The organism is Novosphingobium sp. SG754, assembly GCF_013149315.1.
In the GTDB taxonomy this organism is placed as follows: Bacteria; Pseudomonadota; Alphaproteobacteria; order Sphingomonadales; family Sphingomonadaceae; genus Novosphingobium; species Novosphingobium capsulatum.
Genome location: NZ_JABGCC010000001.1, coordinates 634,946 through 649,975 on the forward strand (window position 1 = coordinate 634,946; position 15,030 = coordinate 649,975).

Consider the following 15,030-nt stretch of genomic DNA (forward strand, 5'->3'; position numbering starts at 1 on the left):
CTTACAGCTTGTAGCTGACCGTCAGGTAGAAATCGCGACCATAGCGCTGGTAGTCGATCACCTGGCGCGGATCGTTGTTCTGGTAGGTGATGAACGGACGATCGGTGAGGTTCTTGGCCTGGAACATGACCGCGAGACCTGCCAGCGAAGAACCGGGCTGGAATTCATACCCGATCTGCGCGTCGAGAATGCCTTCCGACTTGGCGGTGCGATAGGTCGGGTTGGCCGACAGACCGGCCACTTCAGCCAGGAAGCTGGAGCGGAAGCGGTAGTTGGCGCGTGCCTGGAAACCGGCCTTTTCATAATAGACCGAACCGTTGGCCACCCAATCCGACAGGCCGGGCAGGGTGATCGGGTCGTTGGGATTGTTGGCAAAGACGATGCGGCTGTCGGTGTAGCTGACCGAGCCGAACACGCCGAACCCGTCGAGGGCCGGGGTGAACAAGGCGAAGGGCAGCGATACGGTGGCTTCGGCGCCCTTGACGTTGCCCTTGCCGGTGTTGCCGGGCGCGGTGACCGGACCCACCGTGGTGGCGATCTGGTCACGGATGCTGGCCGGCAGGCTCGCAACCACCGACTTGAAGTCATAGGCATACGAGTTGTTGGGATCGACGAAGTCGGTCAGGCGCTTGTAGTAGAGCGCTGCCGAGACATAGCCGCCCTTGGCAAAGTAATGCTCGGCCGAAAGATCGAGGTTGGCCGACTTGTAGGGACGCAGCAGGGCGTTGCCGCCGTTCGAACTGAAGAACGGACGGGTCGGATCGGTCGACCCGATGTTCGTCGGGTTGATCGAGAATTCCTGGTTCACGCGCTCCTGATCCAGGCGCGGACGCACCATGGTGAGCGAGCCGGCGAGCTTCAGGTAGGTGGCCGGAGCGAGTTCCAGCGCAAAGTTGGCGCTGGGCAGCACGTTCCAGTACTTGGCGCCGCCGTGGGCAGGCGTGACGATCACGTTGCCGGTGGTGGCATCGAAGTTCGACAGCGAACCGTTGCTGCTCTGGTCGGTGTAGATACCCTGGACGCCGACGGTGCCCGACAGGCGCTTGCCGCCCACGTCACCATCCAGCTTGATCATGGCATAGCCGGTCCAGACCTTTTCGGTCACCGAGTTGTCGCGCACCAGCGAGACCGGACGGTTGTCGTAAACCGAATTGTACGCGTTGTTGTACAGGTACATCGGATCGAGCGCGAGCATGCGCGGCACGCCGAGGTAGGCGAGCGGAACCGTGCCGATGATCGCGGCCTGCGGGATCGGGGCAAAGGTGGTGGTGCCGCTGCCCGGGGTGCAGCCGGTGCCGCCGCCCTTGGGGCACAGGAAGTACGACGTGAACGCCGAGGTCTTCTTGCGATAGCTGTAGTTGGCGCCAACTTCCCAGCCCTTGAGCAGGCCACCTTGGGCAAATTCGCCATCAAGGCTGGCGCGCAGCGAGGCGAGATCGTCCTTGAAGCTGGGCTTGTTGAGGAAGCCGGCCTGGACCACGGCCGTGGTGCCGTTATAGCCCCAGCCGCGCGGATCGGTGATGCCGAAGTTGGCGGCGTTGCCATAATCGAGCGTGGGCACGATATCGAACGTGCCGTTGCCGTTCTGCGAGATGTGCAGCGTGTCGCGCGCGCCGGCGTTGATGTACCCGGTGCCCGAATAGTTTTCGAGCAGGAAGTCGGTGCGCTTGGCGTGGCTGTAGCTGGCGTCCACCGTCAGGTGCATCGTGTCGCCCAGGCCGATCACGTTGTTCCAGCCGATCGACAGGTTGTCTGCCTTGCGCTGGTTGTAATCGTTGCGCATCACGGCCTTGACGTTGCTGATCGTCGCGTCGGTGACGAAGCCGTTGTTCACCTTGTAGCCCGGCTGGATCACCGTGGTGTCACCACCGCCCAGGCCCGACCAATCGGGGAAGATCGGGAATTCGATGCCGCGCAGGTGCTGCGTTTCCTTGAAGTGCGAATAGAGCACGTCGAGCGTCGAATGCCAGTTGTCGTTCGGCTGGTATTCCAGCGTGGCAACGGCGCCATAGCGGTCCAGCATGTTGGACTGCACATAGGGCTTGGCACCGCCCAGCATCAGGGTCTTGCCATCGGCCAGGGTGGGGAAGCCCCAGGCGTTGTAGCGTTCATCCTGCGAGGGGGCCGAGGTGGCCGAAACGCCGATGGCGATGCCAAAGGTGTCATCGGCAAACTTGTCGACATAGGTGGCCGAGGCGCGATAGCCGTAGCGCTTCCCGTCCGGGTTGAGCTTCTGCATGCCGTTCATCTGGCCGCGCAGCTGGACCGCGATGACGCGGTTGGCCTGGGCCAGCGGGCGCAGCATGCGCAGGTCGACCGTGCCGGAAATGCCCGCCGCGATCAGCGAGGGATCGGCGGCCTTGTGAACCACCACGTTCTTGAAGAATTCCGAGGGATACTGGTCGTATTCGACGCCGCGGTTGTCCCCCACGGTGACCTGTTCGCGGCCGTTGAGCAGCGTGGTCGAGAAATCCGGGCCAAGGCCGCGGATCGACAGGCGCTGGTCGCGCCCTTCGAGGCGTTGTGCGGTCACGCCGGGCAGGCGGGCCAGCGAGTCCGCGATCGACACGTCGGGCAGCTTGCCGATGTCTTCGGCCGAAACCGCTTCGACGATGGCGATGGAGTTGCGCTTGATCGAGGCCGAGGCATTGAGCGAGGCGCGAATGCCCGAAACCACGATGGCGCCCTGTTCGGGCGTGGCATCGGCAGCGGCCTGAGGAGCCTGCGGTGCCGGGGTTTCCTGGGCGAGGGCCGGGCTGCTGCCGGCCAGAACGGTCGCCAGCGCGACCAGCGAGCAGCGCAAGCCGCCCGCAGAAACTGCGTGATGTGCCATGATACCTTCCACTCCCCCAGCCGGCCTGCAGCCGGCTACGAACCTTGTTGGCGTGCCCATCGCCAAGGCGGCGATCGGCTGAATGCGCGACACCCGCCAGGTGCGTCATCCCGTCATGCGGGGATGTGACACCTGGTTCCACCGGATCTCGCTTGGTTTCAAATTACGCCGAAGCGGGCCGCGAGCGAATATGGCATACGTATACCATGCATTGTGTATGTCTTCGCGAATGCGAAAAAATCCATTGTATTACATGCGTATAGATCGATGCATCATGCATTTGGATAGGCATTTTATCCGGGATCGTTGCATAATTTTGTTCTTATGCATAAGAATGGTAGCGATAATGCAGTCGCGAATCTCGGCTGAAGGGAGAGTCGGCCATGGGGCGCAAGCCATCCAACAAGCCCACCAGCTTTGAAATTGCCTATCTTGCCGGGGTGTCGCAGCCCACGGTCAGCCGTGCCCTGCGTGGCAGCAAGTCCGTCAGCAAGGCCACGCGCGAAAAGATCGAGGCGATCGCCCGGCAGTTGAACTACACGGTCGACAAGAACGCATCCTCCCTGCGCACGCAGCGCTCCAACACGCTGGCGCTGCTGTTCTTCGAAGACCCGACGCCCGATGAATCCAATATCAATCCGTTCTTCCTGTCGATGCTGGGATCGATCACGCGGCATTGCGCGGCCAAGGGACTGGATCTGCTGGTATCGTTCCAGAAGCTGGAGGATGACTGGCACCGCCGCTATCAGGAAAGCCACAGGGCCGATGGGCTGATCCTGCTCGGCTATGGCGACTACACCCTGTATGAAAGCCGCCTGCGCCAGCTGGTCAAGGCGGGCACGCATTTCGTGCGCTGGGGGTCGGTCGATCAGGGCACGATCGGTGCCACGGTGGGATCGGACAATTTCGGCGCGGGGCGCCTGGCGGGCGAGCATCTGATTGCGCGCGGCCGGCGGCGCATTGCCTTCCTGGGCCAGGCAGACAGCCATTATCCCGAATTCGAGCAGCGCCACGCCGGCCTGCTGCGTGCGCTGGCTGCTGCCGGGCTGTCGCAAGACCCGGAATTGGTGGTCGATGCCATCAGTTCCGAGGAATCCGGCCATGGCGCGGCACGCGTGCTGCTCTCGCGCGGGGTGCCGTTTGATGCGATCTTTGCCGCTAGCGACCTGATCGCGATCGGCGCGCAGCGCGTGCTGGCCGATGCCGGGCTAGCGGTGCCCGGCGACGTTGCGCTGGTCGGCTTTGACGACATTCCCGCCGCCGGCTTTGCCAATCCGCCGCTCACCACCGTGGTGCAGGATATCCGCCTGGCGGGCGAGGCGCTGGTGGAATCGGTGCTGGCCCAGATCGAAGAACGCATTCCGCCGCCCGCGATCCTGCCCACCCGTCTGGTGGTGCGGGCGAGCACGGGGGGATAGGGTTGGTGGAAGCCTTGAGCAAAGCCATCAACGCATAACATTCGTATGCATCTCGCCCCGCCGCCAACTCTGGCGCATCGCGCCTGTCTAGAAAATAGAGAGAGGACGCCATGAACACGCCGCAAAAGCCCGCGCAGACGTTCTGGGGGCTGTGGAATACGAGCTTTGGCTTTTTCGGCATCCAGCTGGCCTTTGCGCTGCAGAATGCCAATGTCAGCCGCATTTTCCAGGCGCTGGGCAGCAAGGTGGACGACCTGGCGTTCCTGTGGATCGCCGGGCCGGTAACCGGCCTGGTGGTGCAGCCGCTGATCGGGCATTGGTCCGATCGCACCTGGGGCCGTTTTGGCCGGCGCCGGCCCTATTTCGTGGCCGGGGCGGTGCTGGCGGCGCTGGCGCTGCTGGGCCTGCCCAATACCCCGCTGCTGATCGCGGCGGCGCTGTTCCTCTGGCTGCTCGATGCCTCGCTCAACGTGGCGATGGAGCCATTCCGCGCCTTTGTGGGAGACATGACCCCGCCGAACCAGCGCGCGCAGGGGTTTGCCCTGCAAACCTGGTTCATCGGTGCAGGCGCGGTGCTGGGCAGCCTGGCCCCGGCGGCCTTCAACGCCCTGGGCATTGCCAATACCGCGCCCGAAGGCGTGATCCCGCCCTCGGTGCGCTACAGCTTCTACCTGGGCGCGTTCGCGATGGTGGCGGCCGTGGCCTGGACGGCGCTGCGCGTGCGTGAATACAGCCCTGCGGAAATGGCCGCCTTTGCCGACGAGCCGGAAGCGGCAGCCGGGCACGAGCCGCTGGTCTATCCGGCGCGCGGACCCTTGTGGATGCTGGGCGGCGCGGTGTTGCTGGGCGTGGTCCTGGCACTGGGGCTGGACAAGCAACTGCTGGTGCTGGGTGGTGGCCTGGTGGCGTTCGGGCTGTTGCAGGTGGTTGTGCGGGCGCGGGCCAGCACCGGCACGCTGGCCCAGGTGATCAGCGATCTGGCGCAGATGCCGCGCGCCATGCGGCAACTGGCCCTGGCTCAGTTCTTTACCTGGGTGGCGCTATTCATCCTGTGGATCTACACCACGCCGGTCGTCACGCGCGAGGTGTTCCACGCCACCGATACCAGCGGCGCGGCCTATAATGCCGGGGCCGACTGGGTGGGCGTGATGTTTGCGTTCTACAACGGCGTGGCCGCGCTGGCGGCGTTTGCCTTGCCAGTATTGGCGCGGCGGATCGGCAACGTGCGCACGCATATGGTGGGCCTGGGCGCAGGCGCCGTGGCTTTCCTGTTGCTGCTGGTGATCCGCGATGCCCATCTGTTGCTGCTGCCGATGGCGCTGGTCGGCGTGGCCTGGGCATCGATCCTGGGCATGCCTTACGTGATCCTCACGCGGGTTTTGCCGCCGCGCAAATTTGGCATCTATATCGGCCTGTTCAATCTGTTCATCGTGATCCCGCAGCTGATTGTGGCCACGGCCATGGGCGGGGTGATGCGCAGCTTTTTCCCCGATCAGCCCAAGTGGACGATGCTGGTGGCAGCGGTTGTCATGGCCGGTGCGGTGATCGCCATGGCCCGCGTGGAAGAACAGGACTGATCAGGCGCGCAGCGCGGCCTCGAGCGGGGCCGCCAGGCGCTGGTGATCCCCCCAGTTGGTCGCCAGCGCCCTGACGCCCTCGGGCCGCACGAGCACCTGGGCGGTCCACAGGTTGTTGCTGCCATCGTGCCACAGGCTGCCGTCTGCCCGCACGACCCAGCCCAGCGCATAGCTGCCGCCAAACGGCGGGGTGTGCAGGCGCTGCCAGGTTTCACTGCGCAGCATGACGGCGCGGGTGCGGTGCGCATCGAGAAAGGCCAGCATGGCCGCCATTGGCGCATGCAGCCGTGCAGCGGGCCCGGCCACGGCGGGATTGTCCGTCGGTGGCACGCCCGGCGGATGGGGTACGCCATGTTCTCCTGGCCACCAGGCATGGCCCACCGGCTGGTCGAGCAGCCCGGGCGTGCCGGGCGCGCCAAAGCCGGCGCCAGCCATGCCAAGTGGCCCGAGCAGGCGCTCTTGCAACAGCACTTCCCACGGCGCGCCGCACGCTGCCTCCAGCATGGCGGCGGCAGCCACGTAGTTGCGGTTGGAATAGATGAACCGCGCGCCCGGCGGTGCCTGTGGCGTGCGGGCCAGGGTCATGCGGGTCAAGGCCAGTCGGCTGGCGCGGGGATCGGCTTCCTCGGCCGGAAAGGCGTCCATCTCGGTATCAACGTCAAGCCGGGCAAAGCCGCTGGTGTGCGACAGCAGGTGCAGCAGAGTAACTCCGCGCCACGGCGCTGCGGCGGCATCGGCCAGGCCCAGCCGCGCCACGAGTTGCTCGTCCCAGGCCAGCTCGCCCGCTTCCACCGCCAGTGCGATCAGCGTGGCCGTAACCGGCTTGGTGATGGACCCCCAGTGCCAGCTGTCGCCAGGCGCCACCGGCACATCGTTGCCCAGCATGCGACGCCCGGCGCAGGCCTCTCCACTGTCAGCCAGCGTTTCCCGCCAGCCCGCTGCCAGGGCCGGCACATCCAGCCGGCGGCGCAGGCGCGCGGCGGCATCCGTGCTGCGGGGAAAAGCAGGCGCAGCGGCCAGGGCGCGGCTTGACCAGGCAAGTCCAGCCAAAAGCCCGATCACCCCGCGCCGCGTCACGATCATTGCGCCGCCAAGGCCGGACCGAACCGCGCGCGGTTACCCCAGGGCATAGCCGTTCCACGCCTTGATCGGGCGGATGACAAAGCTGGTGTGCATGGTGCTGACGCCGGGCAGGCGGGCCAGGCAATCGCGGTGCAGGCGATCGTAATCGGCCATGTCATGCGCGGCGATGCGCAGGCGGTAATCCGCCACGCCCGAGATCAGATAGCATTCGAGGATTTCGGTGGAATCGAGCGTGGCCCGTTCGAACCGCTCCATCGCTTCGCGGCTCTGGCTTTCCAGCGTGATGTCGATCAGGGCATGCAGATTGAGGCCGATCTTGCCGGCATCGACCCGCGCGCCATAGCCGGTGATCGCACCGCTCTCTTCCAGCGCGCGCATGCGGCGGTGGCAGGCAGAGCTGGAAAGCCCCACCCGATCGGCCAGTTGTGCCAGCGAACTTTGCGAATCTGCCTGCAACGCGGCCAGCAGCTTGCGATCTATGCGGTCCATCAACGCCGTCTAGCGCAAAATCTTCGCGGATAAAGCCAGATTCGCGGGAAGCCTTGGCTCGTTTCGGATCAACGCGAATAATCCGCTGGCGGCGCACCGTGCCGCTTGCTGCGCGATGCCATCAGGGTGATCGCCTGGTCGAGCGTTTCACCATCGATCGCGCCATCGACCATGATCGTCTCGCCCGTCAGGTTGTTGCGCACGGCCACGGCCGGCGTGCCCTGCACAGTGGCGCGTTCGGCCGCATCGCCTTCGGCGGCGACGCGGCCCAAGGTTTCATCGCTGCGCAGGCAGGCATCAAGTTTGGCGCCATCGGCCGCGCCATCCTGCTTGGCCAGGGCAACCACGGCCGGGCGCCCACCTTCCAGGCCGCGGCCATTGCCGCCGGTGCGGGCAAAGTAATCGTTGAGAAAGCGATAGAATGCGGCCGCGCCGCCCTGGTCGGCCACGCACAGCGCGGCCATGCTGCCCAGCACCGCCGGTGCGCCGTGGAAGGGCAGGGGCAGCATGCGGATCGCCAGGTTGGCCTTGCCCTTGGCGCGTTCGATCGCGGCATCGGGCACGCCGGCAAACTGCTTGCAATAGGGGCATTCCGGATCGGACCAGACCACCACGCTGATCGGCGCCTGCGCCGGCCCGGCCAAGCGGTCCTGCGCCAGCAGCGCGCCCACATCGGGCACGGTGCGCCACGGCGCGGGAATATCGGGTGTCTGCACGGCGGCCTGCGCCATGGCCGGCGCGGCCAGCAGGGGGGCAGAGGCCGTGATCGTTGCCGCCAGGGCGATCGCCCAGAACTGTGCGCGCATTCCTGTTCCTTGTCCTTTGCAAACTTTGGCCGTGCTGTTGCGCAATCCGGTGCGGGCGGCAAGCCTTGCCGTGCGGGCAGTGCACGCTTTGCATTTCGCGGCGGCTGGCTGTAGGGCAGCTGAATATATCCCGCCAAATACAGCCTGCGGGCTGCGGAGTTGCCATGGCCCGCCTTGTGCTTCGTCTTCTTGCCCTGTGTTGCCTTGTTGCGGCCGCCTTCCTGCCGGCTGCAGCGCCGGCCGCGGAAAATTCCGGTGGCCGCGGGCCGCTGGTGCTGGCAGCGGCCAGCCTGCAGGAATCGATGAATGCGGCGGCCGACCGCTGGGCAGCGCTGGGCCATGCGCGCCCGGTGCTTTCGTTCGCGGCCTCTTCGGCCCTGGCCCGCCAGATCGAGGCGCACGCCCCGGCAGACCTGTTCGTGTCGGCCGATGAAGACTGGATGGATGATGTCGCCCGTGCCGGTCTTGTCGCCCCGCGCACGCGCGCCCGGCTGGTGACCAATGCCCTGGTTATCGTGGCGCCGGCCGGCAGCCCGCTGCGGCTTTATCCGGCGCCCGGCTTTGCGCTGATGCAGGCGCTGGCCGGTGGCAAACTGGCGATGGGCGATCCTGCTGCCGTGCCGGCTGGCCGCTATGGCAAGGCCGCGCTGGAGCGGTTGGGCGTGTGGAACCAGGTGCAGGGCCAGGTGGCGCGCGCGGAAAATGTGCGGGCGGCCATGGCGCTGGTGGCCCATGGCGCCGCGCCGCTGGGCGTGGTCTATGCCACCGATGCGCGGGCGGAACCGGGGGTGAAAGTGGTCGGCGTGTTCCCGGCCGGCAGCCACGCGCCGATCACTTATCCAGTGGCGCGGCTGACCGCGTCCACCCATCCCGACGCCGAAGGGTTCCGCCGCTTCCTGCTCTCGGCCGAAGGCAAGGCGATCTTCCGCCGCTTCGGCTTTGTGACGCACTGAGCCGCGCGTGCTGCTTTCGGCGCAGGAATGGGGCGTGGTCGCACTGTCGGCCAAGGTGAGCGGGGTGGCGATCCTGGGCGTGCTGCCGCTGGCGTTCGCGCTGGCCTGGGCGCTGGCACGCGGGCGGTTTCGCGGGCGTGTGCTGCTTGATGCGCTGGTGCATCTGCCCCTGGTGCTGCCGCCGGTGGTCATCGGCTGGATGCTGCTGGTGGCGTTCGCCCCGGCCGGCCCGATGGGTGCTTGGCTGTGGCGCCTGTTTGGCGTGACGCTGCTGTTCCGCTGGACCGGCGCGGCGCTGGCTGCCGCGATCATGGCGCTGCCGCTGATGGTGCGGGCGATCCGCCTGTCGCTCGAGGCGGTCGATCCCCGCCTGGAACAGGCCGCGCGCACACTCGGCGCCGGGCCATGGGCCACGTTCTGGCGCGTGACGCTGCCGCTGTGCGCGCCGGGCATAGTGGCCGGCGCGGTGTTGGGCTTTGCCCGCTCGCTGGGCGAATTCGGCGCGACCATCACCTTTGTGTCCAACATCCCCGGCGAAACCCAGACGCTGCCGCTGGCGATCTATGCCGCGTTGCAGGTGCCCGGCAGCGATGCCACGGTCTGGCGCCTGGCCGGCGTGGCAGTGCTGCTGTCGGTCCTGGCACTGGTCGCTTCAGAACTGCTCGCCCGTCGGCAGGGCGGAAAGGGCGCGCATGTCCTTTGACCCGGCCCCATCCTTTGACATCGATGTGGTGCTGGCGCGGGGGCAGCGGGAATTTCCCGTGCGGGTGGCAGGTGGCGGCGGCATCACTGCGCTGGTCGGGCCATCGGGGCAGGGCAAGACCAGCACGCTCGATGCCGTCGCCGGCCTGCTGCGCCCGCTTTCGGGCCATATCGCGGTGGGCCGCACAGTGCTTTTCGACGCGGCGCGGGGGATAGACCTGCCGCCCGAACGGCGCGCGGCCGGCTATGTGTTTCAGGACCTGCGCCTGTTTCCGCACCTGAGCGTGGCGGACAACCTGCTGTTCGGCTGGCGCCAGGCCGCGCCCGAACGGCGCACCCTGGCGCTGGACGAAGTGGCCGGTTTTCTAGATATCACGCCCTTGCTGGCGCGCCGGCCGCACACGCTTTCGGGCGGCGAGGCGCAGCGCGTGGCGATCGGCCGTGCGCTGCTATCGGGCCCGCGCTTTCTCTTGATGGACGAGCCGCTGACCGCGCTCGATCCGGCGCGGCGCGAGGGCGTGATCGCGCTGATCGCCCGCATCCGCGATGCCTTTGCCCTGCCGGTCCTGCTGGTGTCGCACCAGCAGGACGAGGTGGCCCGGCTCGCCGATGCGGTGGTGGAAATCTAGAGCATTTTCAAGGCAGGTGGAATCACCTGCCGACTCGGAAAATGCGGAAAATCAAAAGGCTAGATTTCCAGCTGGCTGCCCAGTTCGATCACGCGGTTGGTGGGCAGGCGGAAGAACTGCATCGGGCTTTCCGAATTGCGCACCATCCAGGCAAACAGCTTTTCCCGCCAGATCGCCATGCCCGGCCGCTTGGACGCGATCAGCGTCTGCCGCGCCAGGAAATAGCTGGTTTCCATCGGCTTGAATGGACCGGCCGCGCGCGTTTCGGCGGCGAGTTCGGCGGGAATGTCGGCCTCGTCCATGAAGCCGGTGCGGATGATCATGCGGTAGAAGCCATGGCCCATGTCTTCCACCTCGCGCCGCTTGTGATCGGGCACGTGCGGCACCCCGGCGGTCATCACGGTCAGAACCACGACGCGTTCGTGCAGGATGTGGTTGTGCTTGAGATTGTGCAGCAGCGCCGGCGGAATGCCTTCAACGGTAGAGGCCATGAACACCGCCGTGCCCTTGACCCGGCGCACGCGTTCGCACACCGAACCCAGGAACAGCTCGAACGGCATGGCATCTTCGGCGAGGCGTTCGCGCACGATGCGCCGGCCGGTGGCCCAGGTGGTGAGCGCGGTGAACGTGATTGCCGCGACCATCAGCGGGAACCAGCCGCCATCGGGGATCTTGGTGGCGTTCGATGCGAAATAGGCGCCATCGATCACCAGGAACGTGCCGGTAACGATCCCGGCCACCAGTGGATGCCATTTCCACACGGCAAAGGTCAGCACGCCCAGCATGCAGGCGGTAATGAACATCGTCCCGGTCACCGCGATGCCATAAGCCGAAGCCAGGTTGCTCGACGTGCGGAACGCCAGCACCAGCAGGATGACCATGACCAGCAAGACCCAGTTGACGAACGGCACATAGACCTGGCCGGCCGCGCTGGCGCTCGTATGCAGGATGCGGATGCGTGGCAGGAAGCCCAGCTGCACCGCCTGCTGCGAAACCGAAAACGCGCCCGAGATCACCGCCTGGCTGGCGATCACCGTGGCCAGCGTCGCCAGGATGACCAGCGGCAGGCGCGCCCAATCCGGCGCCATCAGGAAGAACGGATTTTCCACCAGGGCCGGGTTGCGCAGCAACAGCGCCGATTGCCCGGCATAGTTGATGAGCAGGCACGGAAACGCCACCCACAGCCACGCCACCATGATCGCGCGGCGGCCGAAATGGCCCATATCGGCATAGAGCGCCTCTGCCCCGGTCACGGCCAGCACGACAGAGCCCAGCGCCAGGAATGCCAGCAGCGGATCGAGCGTGAAGAACTTGACGGCGTACCAGGGATTGGCTGCCAGCAAGATTTCCGGCGCGCGGGCAATGCCGTTCAGGCCGAGCAGCGCGATGACCAGGAAATAGACCAGCATCACCGGGCCAAACAGCTTGCCCACCGCCGCCGTCCCGCGCGACTGGATGGCAAACAGGCCGATGAGGATCGCGATCGAGATCGGCAGCACCACCTCGGCAAAGGCCGGGTGCACCACGGTCAGCCCTTCGACTGCCGACAGCACCGACACCGCCGGCGTGATGATCGCGTCGCCATAGAACAGCGCCGTCGCCACAATGCCCAGCACCACGGTGAAAGCGGTCCATCGCCCCGGCTTGAGCTGGCGCCCGATCAGCGCGAGCAGCGCCAGGCTGCCGCCTTCGCCCTTGTTGTCGGCCCGCAGGATCACGAAGACGTACTTGACCGTGACGATCAGCGTCATTGTCCAGAACATCAGCGAGAGCACGCCGAAGATATGATCGGCATCCACCGCCAAACGGTGGTGGCCGATGAAGCTTTCCTTCAGCGAATAGAGCGGCGAGGTGCCGATATCGCCAAACACCACGCCGATCGCGCCCACGGCGAGTGGCACAAGGCCCTGCGCCTCGTGGCCCTCATGATGATCGACTCCGGCGGTGTCAGGGGCGGGGGAAGCGTCAGCAGCGGCAGCGGCAGGCGTGGATTCGGGCGCGCCCGGATAGGACATGGCGGTCATGCCGGCGCCGCTACGCCCGGCAATATCCCGATGCGACGAAATTTATGCATTCTTTACGCGACCGCCCGCCCATCTCGTCGCGCCGGCATGACACGGTGCGACAGCCTTGGCTCTCGACAGAGGGGGCCCTGCTGCGGCATCCCGGTGGCATGACACTGGCCCTTGCCCATCGTATCGCACCTGCGCCCGGCGCTGAGGGGGATGGTGGGCTGGTTGCCGGCCTGCTGGCCACCGCGGCGCTGATTGGGCTGGCCAGCCTGGTTGGCATGACGCTGCTGGCGCGGGGGGATGTGGCTGATATCGGCCTGCTCTATCTGGTGCCGGTCATGTTTGCCGCGATCCGCCTCGGTCTGCGGCCGGGGCTCGCGGCGGGGCTGCTTTCGTCGCTGTGTTATAACTATTTCTTTATTCCGCCGCGTTTCACGCTGGCGGTGGCCGATCCCTCGCACCTCATCACGCTGGTCATCCTGCTGGGTGTAGCGTTGGTGGGCAGCCACATGGCCGCGCGCCTGCGCCACCAGGCCTCGCTGGCGCAGGCGCAGGCCGGGCGCGACGCGTTGTTGGCCGGGTTTGCCGGGCGCTTGATGGGGGTGACGCGACGCGACGCGCTGTGGGCCTTGCTGGCCGAGGAAGTGGCCCGCCAGTTTGGCCTGCGCGTGCTGGTGGCGGCAGCCGATGCCCAGGGCATTGCCACACTGGTGGCCGCGCATCCCGCGCACGATCGCCTCGACCTGCTCGAGGCGGCCGCCGCGCAATGGTGCCTTGATAGCGGGCGCTCGGCCGGGCCGGGCGGGCAAGTGCCCACCGCGTCGGAGTGGTTGTTCCTGCCGGTGCCGGGCAGCCAGGGCCCGCTGGCCGTGGTCGGGGTAGGCAATCCCGATGGCGAGTTGCCGCTGCACGGCGGGCAGACTCCGCTTCTGGAAAGCCTCTTGGCCCAGGCCGGTCTTGCCCTGGCGCGGATTGCCCTGGAAGAGGAAAAGCTGGCCCTGGGCCGCGTACAAGAGCGCGAGCGGCTGCGCAGTGCTCTGCTGTCGTCGATTGGGCATGATCTGCGCACCCCGCTCACCACCGTGCTCGGCACGCTGCGCGCGCTGCGCCCACTGACGCCAGAGCAGGCGGCCGCCCTGGCCAGCGCCCGTGGCGAGGCCGAGCGGCTGGATCGCTTCGTCGCCAACCTGATCGAGATGGTGCGCCTGGAAATCGGCGCCTTGCAGCGCGATCCCGAGCCGGTTGACCTGGCCGAGGCCTGTGACGCGGCACTCGATCATCTCGCGCCCGGTGGCCTGGTCGGCCCGCTGGAACTAGCCGTGCCCGAAGACCTGCCGCTGGTCTTGGCCGATCCACGCCTGCTGCACCATTGCCTGATCAATCTGATCGACAATGCCGTGCGCCATGGCGGCAAGGGCGGCATTCGGATAGAGGCGCTGGCCGATCCGCAGGGCGGGGTGGAACTGGCGGTCTGCGATCGTGGGCCTGGCCTGCCGCCGGGCGAAGAGGAGCGCATTTTCGGCATGTTCACGCGGCTTGAAGGATCAGACCGGCAAGGCGGCACGGGGCTGGGGCTTGCCATCGTCAAGGGCTTTGCCGAGGCGATGGGCCTTGCCGTGACGGCCGCCAACCGCGCTGGCGGCGGTGCGCGCTTCGCCCTGCATGTGCCGCCCGCGCTGGTGCGGCCTGTGGCCGTTCCGGCATGAGCGGCACGGCAGAACCGGCTGGCCCCGGCGTGCTCATCGTCGATGATGATCCGGCGATCCGCGCGCTCTTGCGCCACACCCTGGCCCAGGCCGGCTATGGCGTGAGCGAGGCAGCCACGGCGACCCAGGCCCTGGCCCAGCGCGCCGCGCAGGCGCCCGATCTGGCTCTGCTCGATCTCGGGCTGCCCGATCGCGATGGCCTGGAAATCCTGCCGCAACTGGTGGCGGCGGGCCTTGCCGTGGTGGTGCTGTCCGCGCGCGATGCCACCGCGGAAAAGGTTGCCGCGCTCGATCTGGGCGCCAGCGATTATGTCACCAAGCCGTTCGATCCCGAAGAAATCCTGGCGCGCGTGCGCACCGCGCTGCGCCATCGCGCGCGGCTGGCGGGTGCGCCCGGCGGTCAGGCACTGCTGCGCTTTGCCGATGTGGAGATCGACCTCGCCGCGCGGCAGGTGCGCAAGGCTGGCGCCGAGGTGCACCTTGCCCCCAAGGAATATGCGTTCCTGGCCGAACTGGCGGGCAATGCCGGCCGCGTGGTGACGCATGCGCAATTGCTGCGCACGATCTGGGGGCCGGGGCACGAGACTGACGTGGAATATCTGCGCGTGGCGGCGCGCGGCATCCGGCGCAAATTGGAAAGCGATCGCCCGCCCGGCCACTCCGCGCTGCGCAACGAACCAGGCATCGGATATCGCCTCGATCTGGCGCGCGGCTAACCCGAACCTGCGCCACCCCCACGCAGGTTTACGTGGCCCCGGCTTAAACGCCATTTGAGCACGCCGATGATAGCGCCTGTCCCGGTCAATTCCGCCACCAGGACCG

The 15,030-nt window shown here is 66.9% G+C and carries 12 protein-coding genes; 7 read left to right on the forward strand and 5 right to left on the reverse strand.

Annotation, left to right across the window (positions count from 1 at the left end; genetic code table 11):
- Nucleotide 1: 1 nt before the first annotated feature.
- Nucleotides 2–2,833 carry a TonB-dependent receptor gene (locus tag FHW97_RS02925; protein WP_107715843.1) on the reverse strand — a complete coding sequence of 944 codons (2,832 nt, stop codon included), beginning with the start codon at nt 2,831–2,833 and terminating at the stop codon, nt 2–4.
- Nucleotides 2,834–3,216: 383 nt separating this feature from the next.
- Between FHW97_RS02925 and FHW97_RS02930 the strand changes: the two genes are divergently transcribed.
- Together FHW97_RS02930 and FHW97_RS02935 are read left to right on the forward strand one after the other, a co-directional pair.
- Nucleotides 3,217–4,251 (forward strand): LacI family DNA-binding transcriptional regulator, encoded by a 1,035-nt coding sequence (locus FHW97_RS02930; RefSeq protein WP_022678614.1) that lies wholly within the window; start codon nt 3,217–3,219, stop codon nt 4,249–4,251.
- Nucleotides 4,252–4,361: 110 nt separating this feature from the next.
- Entirely contained in the window at nt 4,362–5,828 is a 1,467-nt protein-coding gene (locus FHW97_RS02935) for an MFS transporter (protein WP_171797928.1), read from the forward strand.
- Here FHW97_RS02935 and FHW97_RS02940 read toward each other — a convergent pair whose 3' ends face one another.
- The 3 genes from FHW97_RS02940 to FHW97_RS02950 form a co-directional block, all read right to left on the reverse strand.
- Nucleotides 5,829–6,911 (reverse strand): serine hydrolase, encoded by a 1,083-nt coding sequence (locus tag FHW97_RS02940; protein WP_171797929.1) that lies wholly within the window; start codon nt 6,909–6,911, stop codon nt 5,829–5,831.
- Between the two features lie 33 nt (nt 6,912–6,944).
- Nucleotides 6,945–7,400, reverse strand: a complete 456-nt coding sequence (locus FHW97_RS02945; protein WP_022678610.1) for an Lrp/AsnC family transcriptional regulator — start codon at nt 7,398–7,400, stop codon at nt 6,945–6,947.
- 68 nt (nt 7,401–7,468) lie between these two features.
- Nucleotides 7,469–8,206 (reverse strand): thioredoxin domain-containing protein, encoded by a 738-nt coding sequence (locus FHW97_RS02950; protein ID WP_171794015.1) that lies wholly within the window; start codon nt 8,204–8,206, stop codon nt 7,469–7,471.
- A gap of 164 nt (nt 8,207–8,370) precedes the next feature.
- On the opposite strand from FHW97_RS02950, the gene modA reads away from it, so the two are divergent.
- The 3 genes from modA to FHW97_RS02965 are packed head-to-tail and all read left to right on the forward strand — an operon-like array spanning nt 8,371 to nt 10,490.
- Nucleotides 8,371–9,159 carry a molybdate ABC transporter substrate-binding protein gene (gene modA, locus FHW97_RS02955; protein WP_171797930.1) on the forward strand — a complete coding sequence of 263 codons (789 nt, stop codon included), beginning with the start codon at nt 8,371–8,373 and terminating at the stop codon, nt 9,157–9,159.
- Nucleotides 9,160–9,169: 10 nt separating this feature from the next.
- On the forward strand, nt 9,170–9,862 hold the full coding sequence (gene modB / locus FHW97_RS02960) for a molybdate ABC transporter permease subunit (protein ID WP_107716006.1): 693 nt from the start codon (nt 9,170–9,172) through the stop codon (nt 9,860–9,862).
- Nucleotides 9,852–10,490, forward strand: a complete 639-nt coding sequence (locus tag FHW97_RS02965; protein WP_171797931.1) for an ATP-binding cassette domain-containing protein — start codon at nt 9,852–9,854, stop codon at nt 10,488–10,490. Before modB ends, FHW97_RS02965 begins: the two co-directional genes overlap by 11 nt.
- A 59-nt stretch (nt 10,491–10,549) precedes the next feature.
- On the opposite strand, the gene FHW97_RS02970 is transcribed toward FHW97_RS02965, so the two are convergent.
- Nucleotides 10,550–12,514, reverse strand: a complete 1,965-nt coding sequence (locus FHW97_RS02970; RefSeq protein WP_022678605.1) for a potassium transporter Kup — start codon at nt 12,512–12,514, stop codon at nt 10,550–10,552.
- Nucleotides 12,515–12,663: 149 nt separating this feature from the next.
- Here FHW97_RS02970 and FHW97_RS02975 point away from each other — a divergent pair, with 149 nt between their 5' ends.
- Nucleotides 12,664–14,208: a DUF4118 domain-containing protein gene (locus FHW97_RS02975; protein ID WP_171797932.1), complete on the forward strand. Its 1,545-nt coding sequence runs from the start codon at nt 12,664–12,666 to the stop codon at nt 14,206–14,208.
- Nucleotides 14,205–14,924 (forward strand): response regulator, encoded by a 720-nt coding sequence (locus FHW97_RS02980; RefSeq protein WP_171797933.1) that lies wholly within the window; start codon nt 14,205–14,207, stop codon nt 14,922–14,924. Before FHW97_RS02975 ends, FHW97_RS02980 begins: the two co-directional genes overlap by 4 nt.
- The last annotated feature ends 106 nt before the right edge of the window (nt 14,925–15,030 follow it).

What these genes read in the sequence shown, in the direction of transcription:
- FHW97_RS02930 (WP_022678614.1), top strand. Translation starts at nt 3,217, where the DNA reads ATGGGGCGCAAGCCATCCAACAAGCCCACCAGCTTTGAAATTGCCTAT.
- modA (WP_171797930.1), top strand. Translation starts at nt 8,371, where the DNA reads ATGGCCCGCCTTGTGCTTCGTCTTCTTGCCCTGTGTTGCCTTGTTGCG.
- FHW97_RS02925 (WP_107715843.1), bottom strand. Translation starts at nt 2,833, where the DNA reads ATGGCACATCACGCAGTTTCTGCGGGCGGCTTGCGCTGCTCGCTGGTC.
- FHW97_RS02975 (WP_171797932.1), top strand. Translation starts at nt 12,664, where the DNA reads ATGACACTGGCCCTTGCCCATCGTATCGCACCTGCGCCCGGCGCTGAG.
- FHW97_RS02980 (WP_171797933.1), top strand. Translation starts at nt 14,205, where the DNA reads ATGAGCGGCACGGCAGAACCGGCTGGCCCCGGCGTGCTCATCGTCGAT.
- FHW97_RS02970 (WP_022678605.1), bottom strand. Translation starts at nt 12,514, where the DNA reads ATGACCGCCATGTCCTATCCGGGCGCGCCCGAATCCACGCCTGCCGCT.
- FHW97_RS02940 (WP_171797929.1), bottom strand. Translation starts at nt 6,911, where the DNA reads ATGATCGTGACGCGGCGCGGGGTGATCGGGCTTTTGGCTGGACTTGCC.
- FHW97_RS02945 (WP_022678610.1), bottom strand. Translation starts at nt 7,400, where the DNA reads ATGGACCGCATAGATCGCAAGCTGCTGGCCGCGTTGCAGGCAGATTCG.
- FHW97_RS02950 (WP_171794015.1), bottom strand. Translation starts at nt 8,206, where the DNA reads ATGCGCGCACAGTTCTGGGCGATCGCCCTGGCGGCAACGATCACGGCC.
- FHW97_RS02965 (WP_171797931.1), top strand. Translation starts at nt 9,852, where the DNA reads ATGTCCTTTGACCCGGCCCCATCCTTTGACATCGATGTGGTGCTGGCG.
- FHW97_RS02935 (WP_171797928.1), top strand. Translation starts at nt 4,362, where the DNA reads ATGAACACGCCGCAAAAGCCCGCGCAGACGTTCTGGGGGCTGTGGAAT.